Annotated in this window: 16 protein-coding genes and 1 pseudogene; 6 read left to right on the top strand and 11 right to left on the bottom strand. The window is 72.0% G+C overall.

From position 1 onward, the window contains the following. Positions 1-109 precede the first annotated feature (109 nt). Complete coding sequence (locus tag AB0I22_RS08245) at positions 110-784, bottom strand: AIM24 family protein (RefSeq protein ID WP_363129856.1); 675 nt, start codon at positions 782-784, stop codon at positions 110-112. Between the two features lie 228 nt (positions 785-1,012). Here AB0I22_RS08245 and AB0I22_RS08240 point away from each other — a divergent pair, with 228 nt between their 5' ends. After that, the gene (locus AB0I22_RS08240; RefSeq protein WP_363129855.1) at positions 1,013-1,732 is read left to right on the top strand and encodes an aminoacyl-tRNA hydrolase; all 720 of its coding nucleotides are present in this window, start codon (positions 1,013-1,015) and stop codon (positions 1,730-1,732) included. Between the two features lie 87 nt (positions 1,733-1,819). Here the strand turns inward: AB0I22_RS08240 and AB0I22_RS08235 are convergent, their stop codons facing one another. Then, on the bottom strand, positions 1,820-2,185 hold the full coding sequence (locus AB0I22_RS08235; protein ID WP_363129854.1) for a darcynin family protein: 366 nt from the start codon (positions 2,183-2,185) through the stop codon (positions 1,820-1,822). Between the two features lie 282 nt (positions 2,186-2,467). On the opposite strand from AB0I22_RS08235, the gene AB0I22_RS08230 reads away from it, so the two are divergent. Together AB0I22_RS08230 and AB0I22_RS08225 are read left to right on the top strand one after the other, a co-directional pair. Further along, entirely contained in the window at positions 2,468-3,406 is a 939-nt protein-coding gene (locus tag AB0I22_RS08230) for a LysR family transcriptional regulator (protein WP_363129853.1), read from the top strand. Positions 3,407-3,750: 344 nt separating this feature from the next. Further along, complete coding sequence (locus AB0I22_RS08225; protein ID WP_363129852.1) at positions 3,751-4,080, top strand: hypothetical protein; 330 nt, start codon at positions 3,751-3,753, stop codon at positions 4,078-4,080. A 142-nt stretch (positions 4,081-4,222) separates the two neighbouring features. Here AB0I22_RS08225 and AB0I22_RS08220 read toward each other — a convergent pair whose 3' ends face one another. The 3 genes from AB0I22_RS08220 to AB0I22_RS08210 form a co-directional block, all read right to left on the bottom strand. Next, a complete protein-coding gene (locus AB0I22_RS08220) occupies positions 4,223-4,630 on the bottom strand; it encodes a hypothetical protein (RefSeq protein ID WP_363129851.1) in 408 nt (135 codons plus the stop codon). An 11-nt stretch (positions 4,631-4,641) separates the two neighbouring features. Beyond that, positions 4,642-5,907: a hypothetical protein gene (locus AB0I22_RS08215; protein ID WP_363129850.1), complete on the bottom strand. Its 1,266-nt coding sequence runs from the start codon at positions 5,905-5,907 to the stop codon at positions 4,642-4,644. 417 nt (positions 5,908-6,324) lie between these two features. Further along, positions 6,325-6,714: a DUF6083 domain-containing protein gene (locus AB0I22_RS08210; RefSeq protein WP_363129849.1), complete on the bottom strand. Its 390-nt coding sequence runs from the start codon at positions 6,712-6,714 to the stop codon at positions 6,325-6,327. Positions 6,715-7,089: 375 nt separating this feature from the next. Between AB0I22_RS08210 and AB0I22_RS08205 the strand changes: the two genes are divergently transcribed. Continuing rightward, positions 7,090-7,533, top strand: a complete 444-nt coding sequence (locus tag AB0I22_RS08205; RefSeq protein ID WP_363129848.1) for a BlaI/MecI/CopY family transcriptional regulator — start codon at positions 7,090-7,092, stop codon at positions 7,531-7,533. A gap of 65 nt (positions 7,534-7,598) precedes the next feature. Here the strand turns inward: AB0I22_RS08205 and AB0I22_RS08200 are convergent, their stop codons facing one another. From AB0I22_RS08200 to AB0I22_RS08185, 4 genes and pseudogenes are all read right to left on the bottom strand, one after another. Next, positions 7,599-9,503, bottom strand: a complete 1,905-nt coding sequence (locus tag AB0I22_RS08200; RefSeq protein ID WP_363129847.1) for an alkaline phosphatase family protein — start codon at positions 9,501-9,503, stop codon at positions 7,599-7,601. A 258-nt stretch (positions 9,504-9,761) separates the two neighbouring features. After that, positions 9,762-9,920, bottom strand: a pseudogene (locus tag AB0I22_RS08195) (type 1 glutamine amidotransferase domain-containing protein); the annotation flags it as partial. A gap of 28 nt (positions 9,921-9,948) precedes the next feature. Further along, positions 9,949-10,923, bottom strand: a complete 975-nt coding sequence (locus tag AB0I22_RS08190) for an alpha/beta hydrolase (protein WP_363129846.1) — start codon at positions 10,921-10,923, stop codon at positions 9,949-9,951. A 523-nt stretch (positions 10,924-11,446) separates the two neighbouring features. Beyond that, entirely contained in the window at positions 11,447-12,712 is a 1,266-nt protein-coding gene (locus AB0I22_RS08185) for an NADH:flavin oxidoreductase/NADH oxidase family protein (protein WP_363129845.1), read from the bottom strand. A gap of 116 nt (positions 12,713-12,828) precedes the next feature. Here AB0I22_RS08185 and AB0I22_RS08180 point away from each other — a divergent pair, with 116 nt between their 5' ends. Continuing rightward, on the top strand, positions 12,829-13,440 hold the full coding sequence (locus AB0I22_RS08180) for a TetR/AcrR family transcriptional regulator (protein WP_363129844.1): 612 nt from the start codon (positions 12,829-12,831) through the stop codon (positions 13,438-13,440). A gap of 354 nt (positions 13,441-13,794) precedes the next feature. After that, positions 13,795-14,754 carry an NAD(P)H-quinone oxidoreductase gene (locus AB0I22_RS08175; protein ID WP_363129843.1) on the top strand — a complete coding sequence of 320 codons (960 nt, stop codon included), beginning with the start codon at positions 13,795-13,797 and terminating at the stop codon, positions 14,752-14,754. A gap of 268 nt (positions 14,755-15,022) precedes the next feature. Here the strand turns inward: AB0I22_RS08175 and efeB are convergent, their stop codons facing one another. Together efeB and AB0I22_RS08165 are read right to left on the bottom strand one after the other, a co-directional pair. After that, positions 15,023-16,318, bottom strand: a complete 1,296-nt coding sequence (gene efeB / locus AB0I22_RS08170; RefSeq protein ID WP_363130092.1) for an iron uptake transporter deferrochelatase/peroxidase subunit — start codon at positions 16,316-16,318, stop codon at positions 15,023-15,025. Between the two features lie 56 nt (positions 16,319-16,374). Beyond that, on the bottom strand, positions 16,375-17,661 hold the full coding sequence (locus AB0I22_RS08165; protein ID WP_363129842.1) for an EfeM/EfeO family lipoprotein: 1,287 nt from the start codon (positions 17,659-17,661) through the stop codon (positions 16,375-16,377). Positions 17,662-17,702 lie beyond the last annotated feature (41 nt).

Genomic DNA, 17,702 nt, shown 5'->3' with positions numbered 1-17,702 from the left:
GTACCGCTCGTACCGCTCGTACCGCTCGTACCGCTCATGCCAGTTGACCGTAGCCGATCAGTCGCTCGTCTCAGTAGCTCGTCTCAGTTGTTCGCCTCAGCTGCCCGTCTCAGTTGCTCGTCTTCTCCGGCTTGGCCTCGCTGGGCCGTACGATCACGAACCCCTCTCCCGACAGCATGAGCTGGACCGCCTCGCCCGACCCGCCCCGCAGCATGGAACCGAGGCTCTGGGAGCGGTGCAGGGAGGTCTGGAGGCGGTCGCTCCAGCCGACGACGGCGTCGGTGTCCACGTACACGGGGGCGTGCTGGCTGACGGGGATGACGATGGGGTTGCCCTCGCAGATGATGCCGAGCTTGCCGTGGCCGGTGAAGACGGAGTTGAAGAGGCCGCCGCCGGTCATGCCCGCGCCCTTCACGACCGATATCTCGTAGGAGAGCGTGGGGTCGAAGCACAGGATGTTGCGGCCGTTGACGGTGAGGCCGTCGCCGGGGGCGAGGTCGACGATGAAGCAGTTGGCGGCCTCGTGCGCGAACCAGACCTCGCCCTGCCCGCGGACCGCCATGAGGGCCAGCCCCTCGCCGGTCACGGCGCGCTTGAGGAACTTGCCGACGCCCTGGCCCTGCTTCTCGAACTGGAGATCCCCGCGGAACGCGACCATGGCGCCCTGGCGTGCGAAGCACTCGCCCTGGACCGTGTACTTGATCGACTTGGCGTTCTGTACGGTCATGCCGGCCGCGGCGGCGGGCTGCGCCATGTGCTCGGCGGCGAAGAGGTCACTGTGCATGGCCAATGATCACCCGGAACCAGCAGCTCCGCCAAGGGTTCGCGGGGGCGCTCGGCAGAGGTGCGCGGGAGCGGTCAGCAGAGGTCCGCGAGGGCGATCGGCAAAGGCGCGCGGAGGCGATTGGCGGAGGCGCGCGAGGTCGGTTGGCAGAGGCGCGCGGGGACGGTCGGCAGAGGCGCGCGGGGACGGCGGGCAGAGGTCCGTGAGAGCCGGTGGCAGACTGGGCGGATGACCAGTTCCAGCGCCGCGACCAGTCCGTTCCGCCACGAGGAGACGGACCGGGACGCCGCGCCCGAGTACGTGCTGCCGCTCGTCGTCCGGATCGAGAAGGCCGCGCCCCCGGCCCGTACGGACGCCCTGGAGACGGCGGCGCGCGCGGTGCTCACCCTGCTCTCGGACGAGCGCGCGACGGCCGACGACGGCGAGTGGGCGCAGGCCGTACGGGACTGGCAGGACGCCCGCATCCGCAAGGTGGTGCGCCGGGCGCGCGGCGCGGAGTGGCGGCGCGCGGAGTCCCTGCCCGGCATCACGGTCCGGGGCCGCGCCGCCGAGGTCCGCGTCTACCCGCCCGTACCGCTGGACGGCTGGCCCAAGGAGCTGGTCAAGCTCCAGGTCTCGGGCACGGACCTCGACGACCCGGAGCCCCCGCCCGCCACCGGTCCCGAGGGGCCGGTGCTGTGGCTCAGTCCGGAACTCGACATGTCGGCGGGCAAGGCCATGGCCCAGGCCGGCCACGGCGCCCAGCTCGCCTGGTGGGAACTGGACGACGGGGAGCGCGCCGCCTGGCACGAGGCGGGGTTCCCGCTGTCTGTGCGGACGGCGGAGCCGCGTGCGTGGGCGGCCCTGACCGGCTCCGGGCTGCCGCTGGTCCGCGACGCCGGGTTCACCGAGATCGCTCCGGGTTCCTGCACGGTGGTGGCGGACCACCCGGCGCTGCGGTCCCGGTAACCGATCGCCTCCCGATCGCCTCCCGGTGGCCGACCGGTCCTCGATGGCCCGTCAGATCACCGCACTCTCGCCGGCCTTGATGACCAATCAGGTGGTGATGCTGGTGACCGGGTCGACGTTGTACATGCGCGCATAGCCGTTCTCGGTGCCGACGAGGAGTTCCACGACCTCGAAGTAGCGGTCCCAGAAGGGGGTTTCGCGCAGCGCGTCGATCAGGAGCTGGTAGGCGTTGTGGTCGTCGGCCTCCCAGACCCAGACGTCGGTGACGCGGGTGGAGTAGAACTCCGTGTCGTAGAAGCGCGAACGGATGCCGGCGGTCCTGGCCTTGACGACGGACATGACCTTGGTGCTGAAGGCGTCCACCCGCTCTTCGGGGGTCATGGCGAGCCACTCGGGCATGGTCTTGATGAGCATGAAAGCGGTGACGGGGGTCGCGGTTTCTGCGGCGGACATGATGGGTGCCTCCTGAAGGGGAATCGGTAGGCCTTCATCCTGCGGAGGATCACCGAGTTGCCACAATAGGAACATCAGCAACGGATCATTGCCTGAAATGGAATTTGGCTGGTGAGCGGTTTGAGCGGCCCGGAAAGCCCGGACAACCAGAAAATCCCGAATAACCCGCACGGCCCGCGCACCCCAAACAGCCCGCATGGCACGCGCACCCCACGCGGTCCGGACACCCCACACGACCCGCACAGCCCGAAGAACGATCCGCCGCGCGGTCCCGCGCCGGCGATGGACGCCAACCTCGCCGTCGCCCTGCACGCTCTGCTCGCCGAGCAGAGCGTCACCCGCGCCGCCGAGCGCCTGCACACCTCCCCCGCCGCCATGAGCCGCACCCTGGCGCGGCTGCGCCGCGTCCTCCAGGACCCCCTCCTGGTCCGCGCCGGACAGAGCATGGTCCCCACCCCCCGCGCCCAGGCCCTGCGCGACGAGGCCGCCGCGGTGGTGCGCAGCCTCGGCGCGCTGCTCACCCCCGGAACCGGCGTCGATCCGGCCACCCTGCGCAGCACGTTCACCCTCCAGGCCGCCGACCTGGTCGGCGCGGCGCTCGCCCCCGGGCTGCTGGAACTGGCCCGGCGGGAGGCGCCCGGGGTCTCGCTGCGGTTCCGGGCGGAAGACCTGGAGGCGGGGCCCGCCCTCCGCGACGGGCGGATAGACCTGGAGGCCGGTTCCATCGACCACGTCGACCCCGAGACCCAGGTCGAGGAGCTGGTCACCCTCCGGATGGCGGCGGCCGTCCGCCCCGGCCACCCCCTCACCGAGAAGCCCCTCACCCCAGCCCGGCTCGCCGCCGCCGAACACGTCGCGGTCAGCCGCCGCGGCCGGTTCGCCGGCCCCCTGGACACCGCCCTCGCCGAGCACGACCTGCACCGGCGGGTCACCGTCGTCCTCCCCAGCCACCTGGCCGCGATGGCCCTCGCCGCCCGCAGCGATGTCGTCTGCCTCATCCCCACCGCACTCCCCGGCGCCGCCCCCTCTCCCCTCACCGGCACCGCCACCGCCCTCGGCCTGCGCCTCCTCGACATCCCCCTGCCCCTGCCGCCGGTGACCATCGGCATGGCCTGGCACCCCCGCCACGCCGCCGACGGAGCCCACCACTGGCTCCGCGACGCCGTGCGGCGGACTCTTCTGGCGCCCCAGGAAAATCAAACGAATGAGCCGCACTCATAGAACAGTTGGCCGAATCACTCCCCCGACTCCCCGTCCGCGTCTCCGCCGGGCGTCCGGTGGGTAGTCCTCAACTGATCAAGGTGAACGAACGCTCACCACTGGATCGGCGAACGCCCGCTACGCGGCGTCGGGACGGGGCAGCGGATGGACCCACACGCGAACGCGATCGGCGGCTCGGCTCAGCTCAACGGCCCCACGGTGCAGGCGCGTCAGGTCAGCGGCGGCATCCATCTGCACGGCGCCCCGCCCCCGCGCCCACCAGTGCCGCGCCAACTCCTGCCCGTATCACCCCACTTCATCGACCGGGCCGCCGACATCGCGACCCTGGACGAGGTCTACGCGCGATGCGCGGCGACGTCGGCACCGCTGATCGTGGTCAGCGGGGCCACTCCGGCGCGCACGAAGAGGGCTTGGACCAACTCGACCAAGCCCTCTCGGTGTTCGAGGCGACGGACTCCTTCCTCTGGCAGGCCCGGACCCTGGAAATGCTCGGCGACTCCGTCCGGGAACGGACCTCCGAAACCGACAATCCTGCCGACTCCGCCGGTCCCTCCGACGCCGCCAGGGACTTCTATCAGCGGGCGTTGGCCCTCTACGCCCGCCTCAGCCCGGATGACGCCGCTCGGTTACGGAGCCGCCTGGAGCGGTTGGAGGGCGGCGCGCCCGGCAGCTGAACGCCGGTCCGGCCACTCGATCAGCGCCATACGGGCGGCGGCCAGCTCACGCAGCGGGCGGCCCGCCGCCCGCCAGGCGTGCAGGCAGGACGCGAACAGGCCCCGACCTCCCGGGCCCGTCCGCACTCCCAGAGTTCCGCCCTCAGCGGCCCGGCAGCCGCGCCCGTATGCCCCCGGCCCCGCCTCGTCGCTCACGAAGCCGGGGCCCGCGCTGCTGCGAGGGTGGCGTGGCGCGGCGCGGCCGGGTGCCGTACGGGGCGTCCGCGCACTCCAGCCAGCGCCGGGCCGGGCGCGCGTCGATGTCCACGGCGAGGATCACAGACGGGACCGATCTGAGGAACGCGGACCCATGCGCTCCGTATCCGGCACGAGCCAGCACCACGTACGTGCCCGACGGCGCGGCGAGATGCAGGCCGAGGGCCGGGGCGGTACCTGACCAGCCAGCCCGGGCGCGCGCCACCGTGTCCAACGCCGCGCGCCCCGCCGCCCGTACGAGCTCCACGGTCACCAGGCGGTACTGCTCGCCATACCCGAGCGGTGCGTGGGACACCGTCGCCGCCGTCACGCCGACGCCTGCGCGTCCCCCGCGTCCCGCGGCCCCAGCGGCGGCGGTACGGGCAGCGGCCGGGTCATGGGTTCGTGCGCGGGCTGGCCGAGGCCGAGTACCCGGTACATCAACCGCCGCATGTTCCGGTTGAATCTGCCGGGCTCGGAGGTGATGCGGGCCGCGATGGGCGCGTAGTCCTCGCGGCGGTACTCCGCCGCGGCGTAGGCGAGTTGGCCGAGGAGCGGGTGGGTGGGGGAGAGCGCGGGCGCCGTGACGGCGAGGGCGGCGGCGGGCGAGTCGGGGTTGATCTCCTGCTCCGGGGAGGCCGCGAGGAGGATCGGGGCGCCCGTCAGCGTCCCGTACAAGGTGACCGAGCCGTGGTCCCCGATGATCGAGTCGGCCGCGATCAGCACGGACCGCCAGTCCGCCTCCGGGGGCACCAGCCCGATGCCGAGGTGTTCGCACCGCGCCAGCCAGGCGCGTACCTGCCACGCGCCGTGTCCCGACCAGACATTGGGGTGCACGAGGAACGCCATCCGGTACTCCTCGCTCCGCGCCTCGCCCAGCAGCAGCGGCAGCAGCGCCTCGAAGCGGCCGAACGACGACCGCGGGCCCCAGGTCGACGTGACCGCGATCAGCTTCTGCCCGTCGCGCAGGCCGAGCGCCCGGCGGTAGGTCTCCCGCAGCGGCAGGCTGGCCACGATCCGGTCGTGCGCGGGGTCCCCGACCACGGCCGCCGCGGGCAGCGCCTCCGGGCACGAGCGCGCGAGTTCGCGGAGGTCGTCGCGGTGCGGCACGACGACCGCGGCGGGCAGGGGCCCTCCGCCCGGCGCGATATCCGGCCGGCCGAGCCCGAGGACGTACGAGCCGGGGGCGCCGACGAGGCGCTTGAGGTAGTTGGCGCCGTGCGGCAACGTGATCACCGGCGCGCGCACCTCCCCCACCCGCCGCGGCCCCGCCGTCAGCGCCAGGTCGAACTCCATCCGCACCGCCTCGTCCCACGGGAGCACGGCGCTGCCCAGCCCGTGCAGGAACTGCGCGACCCCGTCGCCGAACTCGTGCGGCGGCGCGGTGAACACCACCTGGACGCGGAAGTCCGCCTCCAGCAGGGCGACCACGTCGCGCAGCCGCTTCCCGTACGGCACCGTGTGCACGATGACCAGCACGCGCTTGCGCCCTGTCAGCGTCAGCCACTGTCGGACGTTTTCCTTGCCTTGGTCCGTGTCGTGGTCCTTGCCTTGGTCCGTGCTGTGGTTCCCGAACGCGCTGATTGCTGTCATGACACCCCCCAGGTCTGCTCGGACCCCAGATCCGCCCGAATTCCGGATCCGACCGGATTACGGACCCGACCGGCTTACGGGCCTGACCGGATTACGGTTCTGCTCGGATTCCGGATCTGCTCGGATTCCGGATCTGCTGGGATCGCTTCCGTGCCGCCACCCGGGACGAACGGCGGCTTCAAGGGGATGCCCGGGGGTGTGTGCGGAAGGCTTGGCAGACCCTTGGAGAAACCTTGCAGGGTGCCGAAAGCCCTCGAGTTCCGCCGCTGGTTTCGACGCGGGTTTCGACGCGGGTTTCGACTTGAGCCGCGTCTCGGACTCCGGCTCGGTCTGCGACTTCGGCCTGGCCCGCGACTTCGGTCGTGCCGCGGACTCACCGAGCGGCGAAAGCGGGCCGGGGCGGTCCCGTTCGCAAAGTCAGTCGTATCCCGCCCCGCGCCGGGAATTGCGCCGCCACAGTGTGAGCAGGGCGGCCGAACCGGTGGGGGCAGGGCGTGCCGGGCAGATGTCGAAATGACTGATGCGGCAGGTGTCCGAAGGGACGGCGGAGCCGAGATTGACGGCTGTGCCGTCGCCGGCGATGCGCCAGCGTTTGCCCGCGGGAACGGCGGGCAGCGGCCAAGCACCGGGCTCCATGAGAATCCACCGGCCGCGCACCGTACGGTGCCAGGCCGCCGCGCCGCCGCACCGGTTACAGGCCGTACGGGCGCTGTGCTTGGGGACCTTGGGGTCGGGGACGGGGGTCGAGGTCCGCGCGGCGCGCGCGATGACGTCGAGGACGGTCGGCAGTGTGTCCGACAGCTTCACCGGGTCCCGGCTGGACCCGCACTCTTCACCACGATGGCCAGAGAACATCGGCTCCCCACCAATCGGCCCGCGCCAACAGGTCTTTCTCGCGGATGACTTGTCCGACTCGCTGACGTGACAGATCTTTCCATCAATAGGCGTTGTATGCGCGTCTCTTGTGCAAAGCCCGACTGAACGCCGGAATCGCGCTGCCGCGGCTTTTGGCGGTCGCCCGCAGCGGTGGCACACTCGTGAACGGAACTTTTACTCACCTGTAGAAGTGTCGCGTGGCCGTATGAGGCGAGTGGAGGGAACGACGCGCGCATGGAATCGGATACGGACGGCCCAGCGGGCGCGGCGGGTTCAACGGGCGCGGCGGGTTCAGGCGCGGTGGGCTTGGGGAACGCGGAGAGCCCGGGGAGCGCGGCGGGCTGCCCGGCCGGTACGACGCGCCGCCGCGCCAACGGCGCGCTGGAGGGCGAGGTCCTCGCCACCCTCCAGCGGGCCGGCACGGCGCTCACTCCGGGAGAGGTCCTGACCCGCCTCGGCGGGGAGCTGACCTACAGCACGGTGGTGACGATCCTCTCCCGCCTCTACGGCAAGGAGGTGCTGACCCGTGCCCCGCGCGGCCGTGCGTACGCCTACGCGCCCGTGGCCGACGAACCGGGCCTCGCCGCCCTCCGCATGCGCAAGGTCCTCGACGCCCGGCCCGACCGCGAGGCCGTACTGAGCCGTTTCGTCGACGACCTGTCCGACGCCGACGGGGAGCTGCTGCGCCACCTGCTCGGCGCCGCACCGCGCGAGAAGAAGGGGCAGGGCGAGGCGGTCGAGGCCGATTAGCGGCGTCGGCGCCGCCGCCCCCCTCTTCACAGCCCCCTCCGCACAGCCCCTCGTACGAGCCCCCGTCAGCAGCCCGTACGCGCCCGTCGCCGCCGGAGCGCCAGCGCGACCCCCGCGCCGCCGCCGAGCACCAGGACGCCCGCCACGATGCCGATCGGGGCGGCCGGGAACGGCGTGCCCGTATCGGTCATCCCCTCGGTCGCGGCGTTCTGGGTACGGGGCCCAGGGTCGCCCTTCGCCCTCGCGGTCGTCCCAGTCGTCCCGGTCGTCCCGGCCGCTACGGGGGCGATCTTCCGTACGGAGGCGACCGATCCGTTCTCGTTCAGCAGCACCTGCTTGCCGTTGGGGTGTGCGAAGTCGAACATGCCCTCCAGCGAACCGGCGCGCGCGTCGAAGGACGCGTCGCCGATCGGCGCGACCCGCCAGTTCCGCTCGACGAACTTGATGATCGAGGTCTGCTCGGTCTGGGTGTGATCGACCGCGTTGACCTTGCTGTACGGGGAGATGACCAGCAGCGGCTGGCGGGTGCCCGGGCCGCAGCGGTCCGCGTAGCCGCCCGCCGGGGCGGGGCCGCGGCGGCAGGCCGGGGAGTCGACGGCCTTGCCGTCGGACCCCTTGGCGGAGTCCTTCGAACCGTTCAGCGGCTTCGCGTAGGCGTGGTCGTACCAGCCGTCGGAGTCGTCGTACGCGACCACGATCGCGGTGTCCTTCCACTGCGGCGACCGCTGGACGGCGTTGATCTGCTCGACCAGGAAGTGCTGTTCGTCCACCGGGTCGGAGTAGCCCGCGTGCCCGTCCTGGTAGGAGGGGGCCTTGAGGAAGCTCACCGAGGGGAGGCTGCCCGCCTTGAGGGCGGCGTGGAAGTCGGTGAGGTCGTAGTTGTGGTTGGCCCGCCCGGCGTGGCCGATCTCGGCGACGGACTTCGGCGGCAGGTGGTGCGGGTTCGCGGTCGACTTGTAGTACTGGAAGGGGTCGTGGTGCGGGCTGTAGTCGACGACCCGCGCGCCGCCGACGTTGGCGTGCGTACTGCCGCCGCACTTGGCGTAGTGGCCCCGCTCGCCGTCCCACGGGGTGCTCGGCCGGAAGCCGCCCTGGAACCAGCCCCAGGAGACCTTCCGCTCGTTGAGCCGGTCGCCGATGGTGGCGCCCTTCAGCTCGGCGAGGGCGTTCTTCCCGGTGTGGTCGCTGCCCGAGCAGTCGTCGTAGGCCGGGTCCGGGTCGTTGATCATCGTGCCGACGCCCTCGGTGTCCGGGGACCGCACGACGTACGGGTCCGGCTCCGCCGTCTGCTCCGGCGCCTCGGTGGAGGACTTGGGGTCGGTCGAGACCACGCCGTGCGTCTGGCCGGAGACCAGGTTGATCGCGCCGGGCGTGGACGGCCCGTATGTCGAGGAGAACGAGCGGTCGTTGAGCGCGTAGTGCTGCGCGTAGTTCCAGAGCCCCGTGACGGTGTTCCCGTCGTAGTAGTCCATGACCAGGCCGGGCTCGCCGAAGAGGTTCCCGGAGCACTTGCCGGAGTCGGTGTTCTGCACGTACGCGTCGGCCTTGCCGCCGTCGGCCGCGTACTGCTCGGGCCCGTACGAATGGTTCTGGTCGCAGGTCATGGCCTGCTGCGGGGTGAGCCGCTTGGGGAGGTACTGGTTGGGGTTCTTCTTGAGCAGCCCGGCGGTGCGCAGGTTGTCGATGTCGTCGGGGGTCCGCGCGGCCGGGATGAACGTCGTTCCGTCGGTGTTCGCGGCCTTCGGGTAGGTCGCGAAGTAGTGGTCGAAGGAGATGTTCTCGTCGAAGATCACCACCAGGTGCCCGACCGGGGTCGCCGTCGCGCGGCCCGGGTGGTGGGCCGCGGGGGCCGCGGCGCAGGCGGGTGCGGCCCCGCCCAGCACGGCGAGCGCGGCAGCTCCCGCCAGGGCTACCCAGCGCCGTGTCCCCGCCCTGCCCCGGCTGCCCCTGCCGTCGTCTGTACCGGTCATCCGTCTCCGCCCTCCACACCGCGTCGGTGATCACGTAGTACGGAACCGATCCTCCGCACGGCGTACGGCGTACGGCGCACCGGCCGATCCACGATGGCACGTCGGTGAACACCCGGTCAGGGGAACGGGGCCGAACCTTGACCGGGCGTTGACCCGCTTTCCCTCTTGAGGAGTCTTGAGGAGCTTGTTTCTCAGGAGTCGTACGGGCCCGCGTAGTCGTACGGGCCCGCGTAGCCGTACGGGCCCGCGCCTCGTCGTTCAGGCGCCCAGGTCCGCTACGAGCCGATGGGCGAGCAGTTCGGAGGAGGCGGGGTTCTGCCCGGTGTAGAGGTTGCGGTCGACTTCCATGAAGGGGCGCAGCGGCAGGCGTCCCTTACGGTAGTCGGCGCCGCTCTCGCGCAGGCGGTCCTCCAGAAGCCGTTGCTGAACCGCCTGCGCAGCCGCCTCAGGCGCCGTGCAGCGCCACGGCGAGGGCGTCGACGGCGAGCTTGCGGGCGACATTGGCGGCGCGGGTGTCGCGCAGGCTGTCCAGCAGGAGGGAGTCGTGGACCATGCCGGCCACGCGCACCGAGGTGACGTCCACTCCGGCCTCCCGCAGCCTGTTGGCGTACTGCTCACCCTCGTCGCGCAGCACGTCGGCCTCGTCGGTGATGACCAGGGTGGTGGGCAGTCCCCGCAGCTGCTCCAGGGGAGCCCGGAGCGGGGAGGCGTACATCTCGGCGCGCTGGGCGGGTTCGGTGGTATAGGCGTCCCAGAACCACTTCATGCCGTCGCGGGTGAGGTAATAGCCCTCGGCGAACTGCAGATAGGAGGGGGTGTCGAAGTCGGCGTCGGTGACCGGGTAGAGCAGCACCTGGGCCTTGAGGTCGATCCCGCCGCGCTCCTTGTTCATCAGCGCGAACACCGCGGACATGCAGCCGCCGACCGACTCGCCGGTGACGGCGACGCGAGACGTGTCCAGGCCGTGCTCCGCGCCGTGTTCCAGAACCCACCGGCCCACGGCGTAGTTCTGCTCGACCTGGGTGGGGTACTTCGCCTCCGGCGCGCGGTCGTAGACGGGGAAGACGCCCGCGGCGCCCGCCCCGACGGCGAGTTCGCGGAAGAGCCGGTCGTGGGTCTTCTCGTCGCCGAAGACCCATCCGGCGCCGTGGATGTAGAAGACCACCGGCAGCGGTCCGCTCTCACCCTTGGGCCGGATGAGGCGGGTGCGGACCGTGCCCCACTGACCGGCGTCGACGTCGACCCACTCCTCGTCGACGTCCGGACGGGGCACGCTGGTGTCGCTCTGAAGGCCGAGGAGGATCTCGCGACCCTGCTCCGGTGGGACCTCGTAGATCCGCGGATGCGGGTCGGTCGCCTCGGCGAGCTCCCGCGCGGCGGGTTCGAGGTAGGGGGTGAGGGGCGGAGGAATCTCGGTCATGACGGCTCCGTAAGTCGCTGGGCGGCCCAGGCGGGCCGGGTGCGTACTCTGTCGTGCCCGCGCCGTCCATCTGGTGACTGTCGGATGGAACGGCGCATATCCCATGCCCATCGTCGCGACTCACCCGCGAAGCGCAACCTGTCGCGGATTTCCCGCCGATGCCATCGCGACTCACCTGCTACGTGCGACCTGCCGCGGCCTCCCCGCCGATGTCGCCGCGGCTCGCCCGCGACGTGCGGCCTGTCTCGGAGTTCCCGCCGATGCCGACGCGACGCACCCACGACGTGCCCGACCTGCCGCGGGTTTTCCTCCGGCGTCAACCTGGCCGGAGTGCGCGCTGGGGCGTCCGTCACGTGAGGCCGCCCCACAGCCCGGTCGAGCACGTGGGGCCGTCGCACAGCAGCCCGTCCCCGACCGCGCGCATAGGGCCGTCTCACAGCAGCCCGGCCAAGCGCATGGACGGCTCACAGCAACCCGGCCCAGCACATGGACCGGCCCCCAACAGCCCTGCCCAGCACAGTGGTCACGCGGCCCGGCTCGCCGTAGTTCCGGTGTGCCACGATGAGGCCAGCCAGGTGCGGTAGCTGCGCAGAGCCCGCCGCTGCCGACCCTGCTCGCAGAGCAGGGCGCGCGCCGGGTGGGTACCCGGCCTGGGGGCCTGGCCGTGAGCGATGCGGCGCATCTGGTGGCGGACCTGGGCCATGCTCGCGGCGGAGGCGAGCGCCTTGTCGGACCAGGAGACCGGCCGCATCCGCCGGTCGGCCTCGCGGCCGTGCCGCCAGCGCGCGGGCAGGTCCGGGGTGACGGCCAGGGCGGTGCCGATCCCGACGAGTGCCACCCCTTCGGCGAGGACCTTCTCGGCGGTCTCGCGGCGGGTGATGCCGCCCGTGAGCATCAGCGGGACCGGGCTGGTACGCGCCAACTCCTTGGCCAGATCGAGGAAGTACGCCTCACGGGCCTGGGTGCGCTCGTCGGCGGGGCGGCCGGTCATCGCCGGGCTCTCGTAGCTGCCGCCGGACACCTCGACCAGGTCGACGCCTAGCGGCGCGAGCATCTCGATCACCTGGCGCGCGTCGTCGGCGTCGAATCCGCCGCGCTGGAAGTCGGCGGAGTTGAGCTTCACCCCGACTCCGAAGGACGGCGAGACGGCGGCGCGCACGGCGCGGACGATGTCCAGCAGCAGCCTGGCCCGGTTCTCCAGCGATCCGCCCCACTGGTCGGTGCGCTTGTTGACGAGCGGGGAGAGGAACTGCGACAGCAGGTAGCCGTGCGCGGCGTGGATCTCCACGCCGTCGAAGCCCGCCTCCTCGGCGCGGCGGGCCGTCACCGCGAAGCGGGTCACGGTGGCGTCGATCTGCTCGGGCGTCATGGCGACGGGGCGGCCGAAGCGGCTGCTGTGCCGGCCCAGATCGATGCCCACGGCGGAGGGCCCCCACACCACGCCGGGCATGCCGGACTGCACCTGGCGGCCGGGGTGGTTGATCTGCATCCATATCGTCCCGCCGCCCGACTTGCCGGCTTCGGCCCACTCGGCGAACGGCTTCAGCGGCGCGGCCTCGTCGAGCACGACACCCGCGGGGCCGGTCAGCGCCTCGGCGTGCACCATGACGTTGCCGGTGATCAGCAGTCCGGTGCCGCCCGCGGCCCAGCGCCGGTACAGCTCCAGAAGGCGCCGACCTGGCAACTGGCCCTCGTCGGCCAAATTCTCCTCCATGGCGGCCTTCGCAATCCGGTTGCCCAGGACCTGTCCGGAGCGCAAGGACAACATCGAGAACAGCTCGCTGGTCATCCGAATCCCTCTCCACCCTGCTCTGACTCGACCGATCGGAACGGTCGCATAGAATGTGTACATCGCTCACATTATCCGGAGAATGTAAGCAGCGCACACATGAAAGGCTGTGACCTGTGCCACAGGCAACCGCATACCACCACGGCGACCTGCGCGCCGCCTGCCTGCGCGCCGCGCGCGAGCTGCTGGAAGAGGACGGCAGCGCCGCACTGTCGATGCGGGCCGTCGCACGGCGCGCGGGCGTTTCACCGACCGCCCCCTACCGCCACTTCCCGGACCGCGAAGCATTGGTCTCCACCGTCGCCGCCGAGGGCTACCGGGAACTCACCGAACACCTCGCCGCCGCCCACCCCGCGCCCGCGACCCCCGACGAACTCGCGGCGGTCGCCGTCGCCTACGTCCGCTTCGCGCTCGACCATCCCGCACTGTTCCGGGCGATGTTCGCCGAGCCGTGCGACCCCGGCAACGAGGAACGGGTCGCCGCGACCGCGGCCATCTCGGAGTACGTCCGCGGCATCGTCCACCGCACCTTCCCCGACGCCGATCCGGACGCCCTGTGGACCTCGGTGTGGGCGCTCGTCCACGGCCTGGCATTCCTGCATCTGGACGGCAAGTTCGACGCCTCCACCCCCGACACCGTCACCGACCAGGTCCGCACTGCGGTCCTGGCGCTGCTCACCGCCGCCCCGGCGCTCTCGCAGGCGACCGCCGCCGCGCAGCCCCGGTAGACGGCGGCCGGCGGTCGGCAGCGCGTCCGGCGGGCGCGAGGGTGACCCCCTGTCGGGACAGGGGAGGGCCGGGGACCCTCCCGTGACATCTCACTGAGCGCCTGGCTCCCGACAGGGCGCAGGCAACCGACGGAGCGGCGACCGCCCTCGACGCCCCATGTTGACACCGCACACTTCCATCCCTAATGTGAGCAGTGCACACATTCGCTTTCGCGGGCGTCACGGACAAAAGGCTTAATTGCCTCACTGTCGATATCGTGACGAGGCACGGACAACGCCGGAGCCGCCGACGAGGCCGCGCCCCACGCACCCGCGAAGCCCTTCACTTCCCACCCAGCGAGCGAGCGGAGCATCATGAAGGCAGTAACGATCAAGGAAGCGGGCGGGCCTGAGGTCCTGGAGTGGACCGAGGTCGAAGACCCGTCCCCCGGCGTCGGCGAAGTCGTCGTGGACGTGGTGGCCGGCGCACTGAACCGGGCCGACGTCATGCAGCGGATGGGGCTGTATCCCGTACCGGAAGGCGCCTCGCCGTATCCGGGGCTGGAAGTCTCCGGCCGCATCAGCTCCATCGGCGAAGGGGTCACTGGCCGGCAGGTGGGCGACGAGGTCTGCGCGCTGCTGACGGGGGGCGGCTACGCGCAGAAAGTCGCAGTGCCCGCAGGGCAGTTGTTCAGGGTCCCCGAGGGGATCGGCCTGGCCGAGGCAGCCGCCCTGCCGGAAGCCGTCGCCACGGTGTGGTCGAACATCGTCATGACCGCGGGGCTGAAGGAGGGCGAGACCTTCCTCGTGCACGGCGGCGACGGGGGCGTGGGCACGATGGCCATCCAGATCGCCAAGGCGCTGGGAGCCCGCGTCGTCACCACCGTGGGCAGCCCCGAGAAGGCCGCCCGGGCCAAGGAACTGGGCGCTGACGTGACGATCAACTACCGCACGCAGGACTTCACCGAGCACGGACCCTACGACGTCATCCTCGACGTCGTAGGCGGACAGTACCTCGAACGCAACGTCCGCTCCCTGGCCATCGACGGCCGCCTGACCGTCATCGGCCTCCAGGACGGCCTGGAGGGCAGCCTCAACCTCGCCGAGCTGGTCTTCAAGCGCTTGTCAGTGCACGGCACCACTCTGCGCACTCGGCCCGCGGCCCAGAAGGCCGCCATCGTGGCCGAAGCCCAGGACAAGGTCTGGCCGATGATCGAGAACGGAACCGTGCGGCTCATCATCGATCAGACCCTGCCCATGGCCGAGGCCGCCGAGGCGCACCGGCTCCTGGACGCGGGCCAGCACGTCGGCAAGATCCTGCTGGTGAACGACTGACACGATCTGCCACGACCCGATGCCGGACGTCAGGCCGATCAACGGCCCAGGGGGCGGGCCGATCAACGGACCGGGGGGCAGGCCGATCAACGGACGGGGTAGGCCAGGCCGGTCAACGGACCAGGCGTCAGCTCGGTCAACGGGCCAGGGCTCAGGCCGACCGCAGGCCCGGGGGTCAGGTCGGCCGCCGGTCCGGGGACCAGGCTGGCCGCCGGTCCGGGGACCAGCCTGGTCTGTAGCCCGGGGGTCAGGACGGCCGCCGGCCCGGCTACTGGGTGAGCAGCGCCCGGCCCAGCCAATCGGAGGCGTCGCGTACGCCTGGCAGCGCGAAGAAGTAGCCGCCGCCGAACGGCGTGACGTAGTCCACCAGCGGCTCCCCCGCCAGCCGCTTCTGCACCACGGCGAACTGCCGCTCCAGGTCCCGCTGGTAGCAGCAGAACAACAGCCCCATGTCGAGGTTGCCGTTGGAGTCGAGGCCCCGGTCGTAGTTGTACGAGCGGCGCAGCAGCCGCTGCCCGTCGGTGGCGGGGGTGCGCGGGTTCGCCATCCGGATGTGGCTGTCCAGGGGGATCACATCGCCCTTGGGGTCCCGCGCGTACCGTGGCGTGTCGCTCTCGCGGTCGCCGTCCAGCGGCGCGCCCGTATCGCGGTTCCGGCCGAACATCCGCTCCTGCTCGGTGAGGGAGACGCGGTCCCAGAACTCCACCAGCATCCGGATCAGCCGGACCACCTGATAGCTGCCGCCGAGGGCCCAGCCGGGTTCGCCGGACACCTTGTCCGTCCAGACAAGGCGGCTCATCTCGCGGGCGTCGGACGTCGCGGGGTTCGCGGTGCCGTCCTTGAAACCCAGCAGGTTGCGGGGCGTTCCGGTGGGGCGCGGCGGGTTGGCGAAGCCGTCGAGGCGCCAGCGGATCTGGAGGCCGCCGCGGGTGTGCCGGGCGAGGTCGCGCAGGGCGTGCAGCACCGTGTCCCGGCTGTCGGCGCACAGTTGCACGCCCAGATCGCCGTGGCACCAGGCCGCGTCCAGGTCGTCGTCGGGGAACGAGGGCATGGCGCTCAAGCGGCGGGGCGCCCGGCCGCGCAGCCCGAAGCGGTCGTCGAAGAGCGAGGAGCCGACGGCGACGGTCACACCGAGTCCGCCGGGCGGCACCTGAGCGCCGAGGATGCCGGAGTCGGCGGGCGGCCCGGTGATGCCGACGGGATCGGGGACGCCGCCCGCCGTGAGGAAGCGGGACCGGTCGGTGAGGATGCGCAGCAGGTCGGTGAGTTCGCGCCGGTTCTCGGCGGTGACGTCGAAGGAGACGTACGCGGTGGCCGCCCGCGGCGGGGTGAGGATGGCGGCTTGGTGCGGTCCGTGGAAGGGGGGTCCTGGGGCGGCCCGGCCACCGTGGTCGGGGGCGGAGGCGGAAGCGGTTTGGTCGCGTACGGCTGCCGCCTGGCCGGACGTCACTCGGTCGGAGGCGGCCGCGACCAGGCCGGTACCGGCCACCGCCCCACCGAGCCCGGCCGCCGCGCCGCGCAGGAAGCCGCGCCGCTGTACATCCGTCGCGCGCGCATCCGCCATCCGCGCATCCGCCATGCGCGGATCTGTCAGGTGCGGATCTGTCAGGTGCGCGTCCGTCATGACGTCCTCCGTACATCGCAGAGCGCCGCGACGTTCGCGAGCCGCTCCGCCAACTCGCTCACCTCCGCGTTCACCTTCTCGCGCGGCGCGCGGCCGAGCCTGCCGAGGGGCGTCCAGCGGCCGTCGTGGTCCTGAGCGTCCAGCACCCGCTGGGTACGGTCCAACTGGCCGTACAGCGCGGGCAGTTCCGGGTACCGGGTCGCGAGGAGGGGGCGCAGCCGGGCGAGGACGGCGCGGGTGCCGTCGAGGTTGGCCCGGGCGGTGGCGAGGTTGCTGCCGCTGCCGTAGTCGGTGCGCCCGGTCAGCTCGAACTGCACGGTGTCCTCCAGGATCTCGTGCGCGCGCAGGCCGAGGTCCTGCGGGTCCATCCGCGCCTGCGACCAGGCGTCGCGCAGGGTGCGCGCGTCGTTCACCAGCCGGTCGGCGAGGGGGCGCAGCCGGGCGGCGGGCTCGCCGTGCCAGAGCCCGTACTCGATGCGGTGGAAGCCGGTGAAGCCCTTGTCGCGGATGCCGCCGGGCAGGCCGGCGGTGGTGCCGTTGATCGCCTTGTCGGCGTCGCCGAAGGCGCCGTAGGCGGCGCCCATCCGCTCGTAACCGAGGTGCGCGGACAGCCACGCCGTACGGGCCGCGGGCCGGTCCCCGCCGTCGATCGCCGCGCGCAGCCGCTCCGCCCCGGCCACCAGGTCGCCCGTACGAGCGCCGACCCAGCGCTGGTAGTCGAGGGTGGGCGGGATCAGGTCGTGCTGCGTGACGGGCACGGCGGCGGGCCCTGAACGTCCTCTGCCGGCGGCAGCGTTCGAGGGCCCGCCGGTGCTGCCCGCCCCGGAGGCTCCCCTGGTCCCCCTGGTGCCGCTGGTGCCGCTGGTGTCGTTGATGCGCACGGTGGGGCCGGTGACGGCGTCGGCGTCATCCGGGAGGCAGGCGAAGGCGTACGTACCGGCGCCCAGCCGCACCGGCAACCGGCGGGTGGTCCCCGGCCCCAGCCCCTCGACCTCGCCGTAGACCGCCCCCGTACGCGGGTCCTTGAGGTACGCCTCGGCGGCGGTGTCGGAGGTGTTGTGCAGGTCGAAGACCTGGGCCCCGGGTCGCGGGTCCCGCCAGCCGCGCCCGCAGCGGCCCGGCGAGATCTCGATGGCCGTGTGGCGCAGGTTCCCGGAGGTCGGGGATGCGGACGCGGACGGGTGCGGGCGGGGCCGGTCCAGGGCGCCGAACGCCCAGATCGCGAGAACCGCCATCGCCGCGGCGAGCAGCCCGGTGATCAACGCGCGGCGCGGGTCGGACATAGGTCCCGAACGTGCCACACCGAGCCTCCAATCGATCGTGC

This window comes from Streptomyces sp. NPDC050610 (assembly GCF_040654875.1).
In the GTDB taxonomy this organism is placed as follows: Bacteria; Actinomycetota; Actinomycetes; order Streptomycetales; family Streptomycetaceae; genus Streptomyces.
This window is presented reverse-complemented; position numbering and strand designations above follow the sequence as displayed.

Excerpts from the sequence above, each read along its gene's own strand:
- AB0I22_RS08245 (WP_363129856.1), bottom strand. The coding sequence starts at position 784 with ATGCACAGTGACCTCTTCGCCGCCGAGCACATGGCGCAGCCCGCCGCC.
- AB0I22_RS08185 (WP_363129845.1), bottom strand. The coding sequence starts at position 12,712 with ATGACCAGCGAGCTGTTCTCGATGTTGTCCTTGCGCTCCGGACAGGTC.
- AB0I22_RS08215 (WP_363129850.1), bottom strand. The coding sequence starts at position 5,907 with ATGACAGCAATCAGCGCGTTCGGGAACCACAGCACGGACCAAGGCAAG.
- AB0I22_RS08235 (WP_363129854.1), bottom strand. The coding sequence starts at position 2,185 with ATGTCCGCCGCAGAAACCGCGACCCCCGTCACCGCTTTCATGCTCATC.
- AB0I22_RS08240 (WP_363129855.1), top strand. The coding sequence starts at position 1,013 with ATGACCAGTTCCAGCGCCGCGACCAGTCCGTTCCGCCACGAGGAGACG.
- AB0I22_RS08165 (WP_363129842.1), bottom strand. The coding sequence starts at position 17,661 with ATGTCCGACCCGCGCCGCGCGTTGATCACCGGGCTGCTCGCCGCGGCG.
- AB0I22_RS08225 (WP_363129852.1), top strand. The coding sequence starts at position 3,751 with ATGCGCGGCGACGTCGGCACCGCTGATCGTGGTCAGCGGGGCCACTCC.
- AB0I22_RS08175 (WP_363129843.1), top strand. The coding sequence starts at position 13,795 with ATGAAGGCAGTAACGATCAAGGAAGCGGGCGGGCCTGAGGTCCTGGAG.
- AB0I22_RS08200 (WP_363129847.1), bottom strand. The coding sequence starts at position 9,503 with ATGACCGGTACAGACGACGGCAGGGGCAGCCGGGGCAGGGCGGGGACA.
- AB0I22_RS08190 (WP_363129846.1), bottom strand. The coding sequence starts at position 10,923 with ATGACCGAGATTCCTCCGCCCCTCACCCCCTACCTCGAACCCGCCGCG.
- AB0I22_RS08230 (WP_363129853.1), top strand. The coding sequence starts at position 2,468 with ATGGACGCCAACCTCGCCGTCGCCCTGCACGCTCTGCTCGCCGAGCAG.
- efeB (WP_363130092.1), bottom strand. The coding sequence starts at position 16,318 with ATGGCGGATGCGCGCGCGACGGATGTACAGCGGCGCGGCTTCCTGCGC.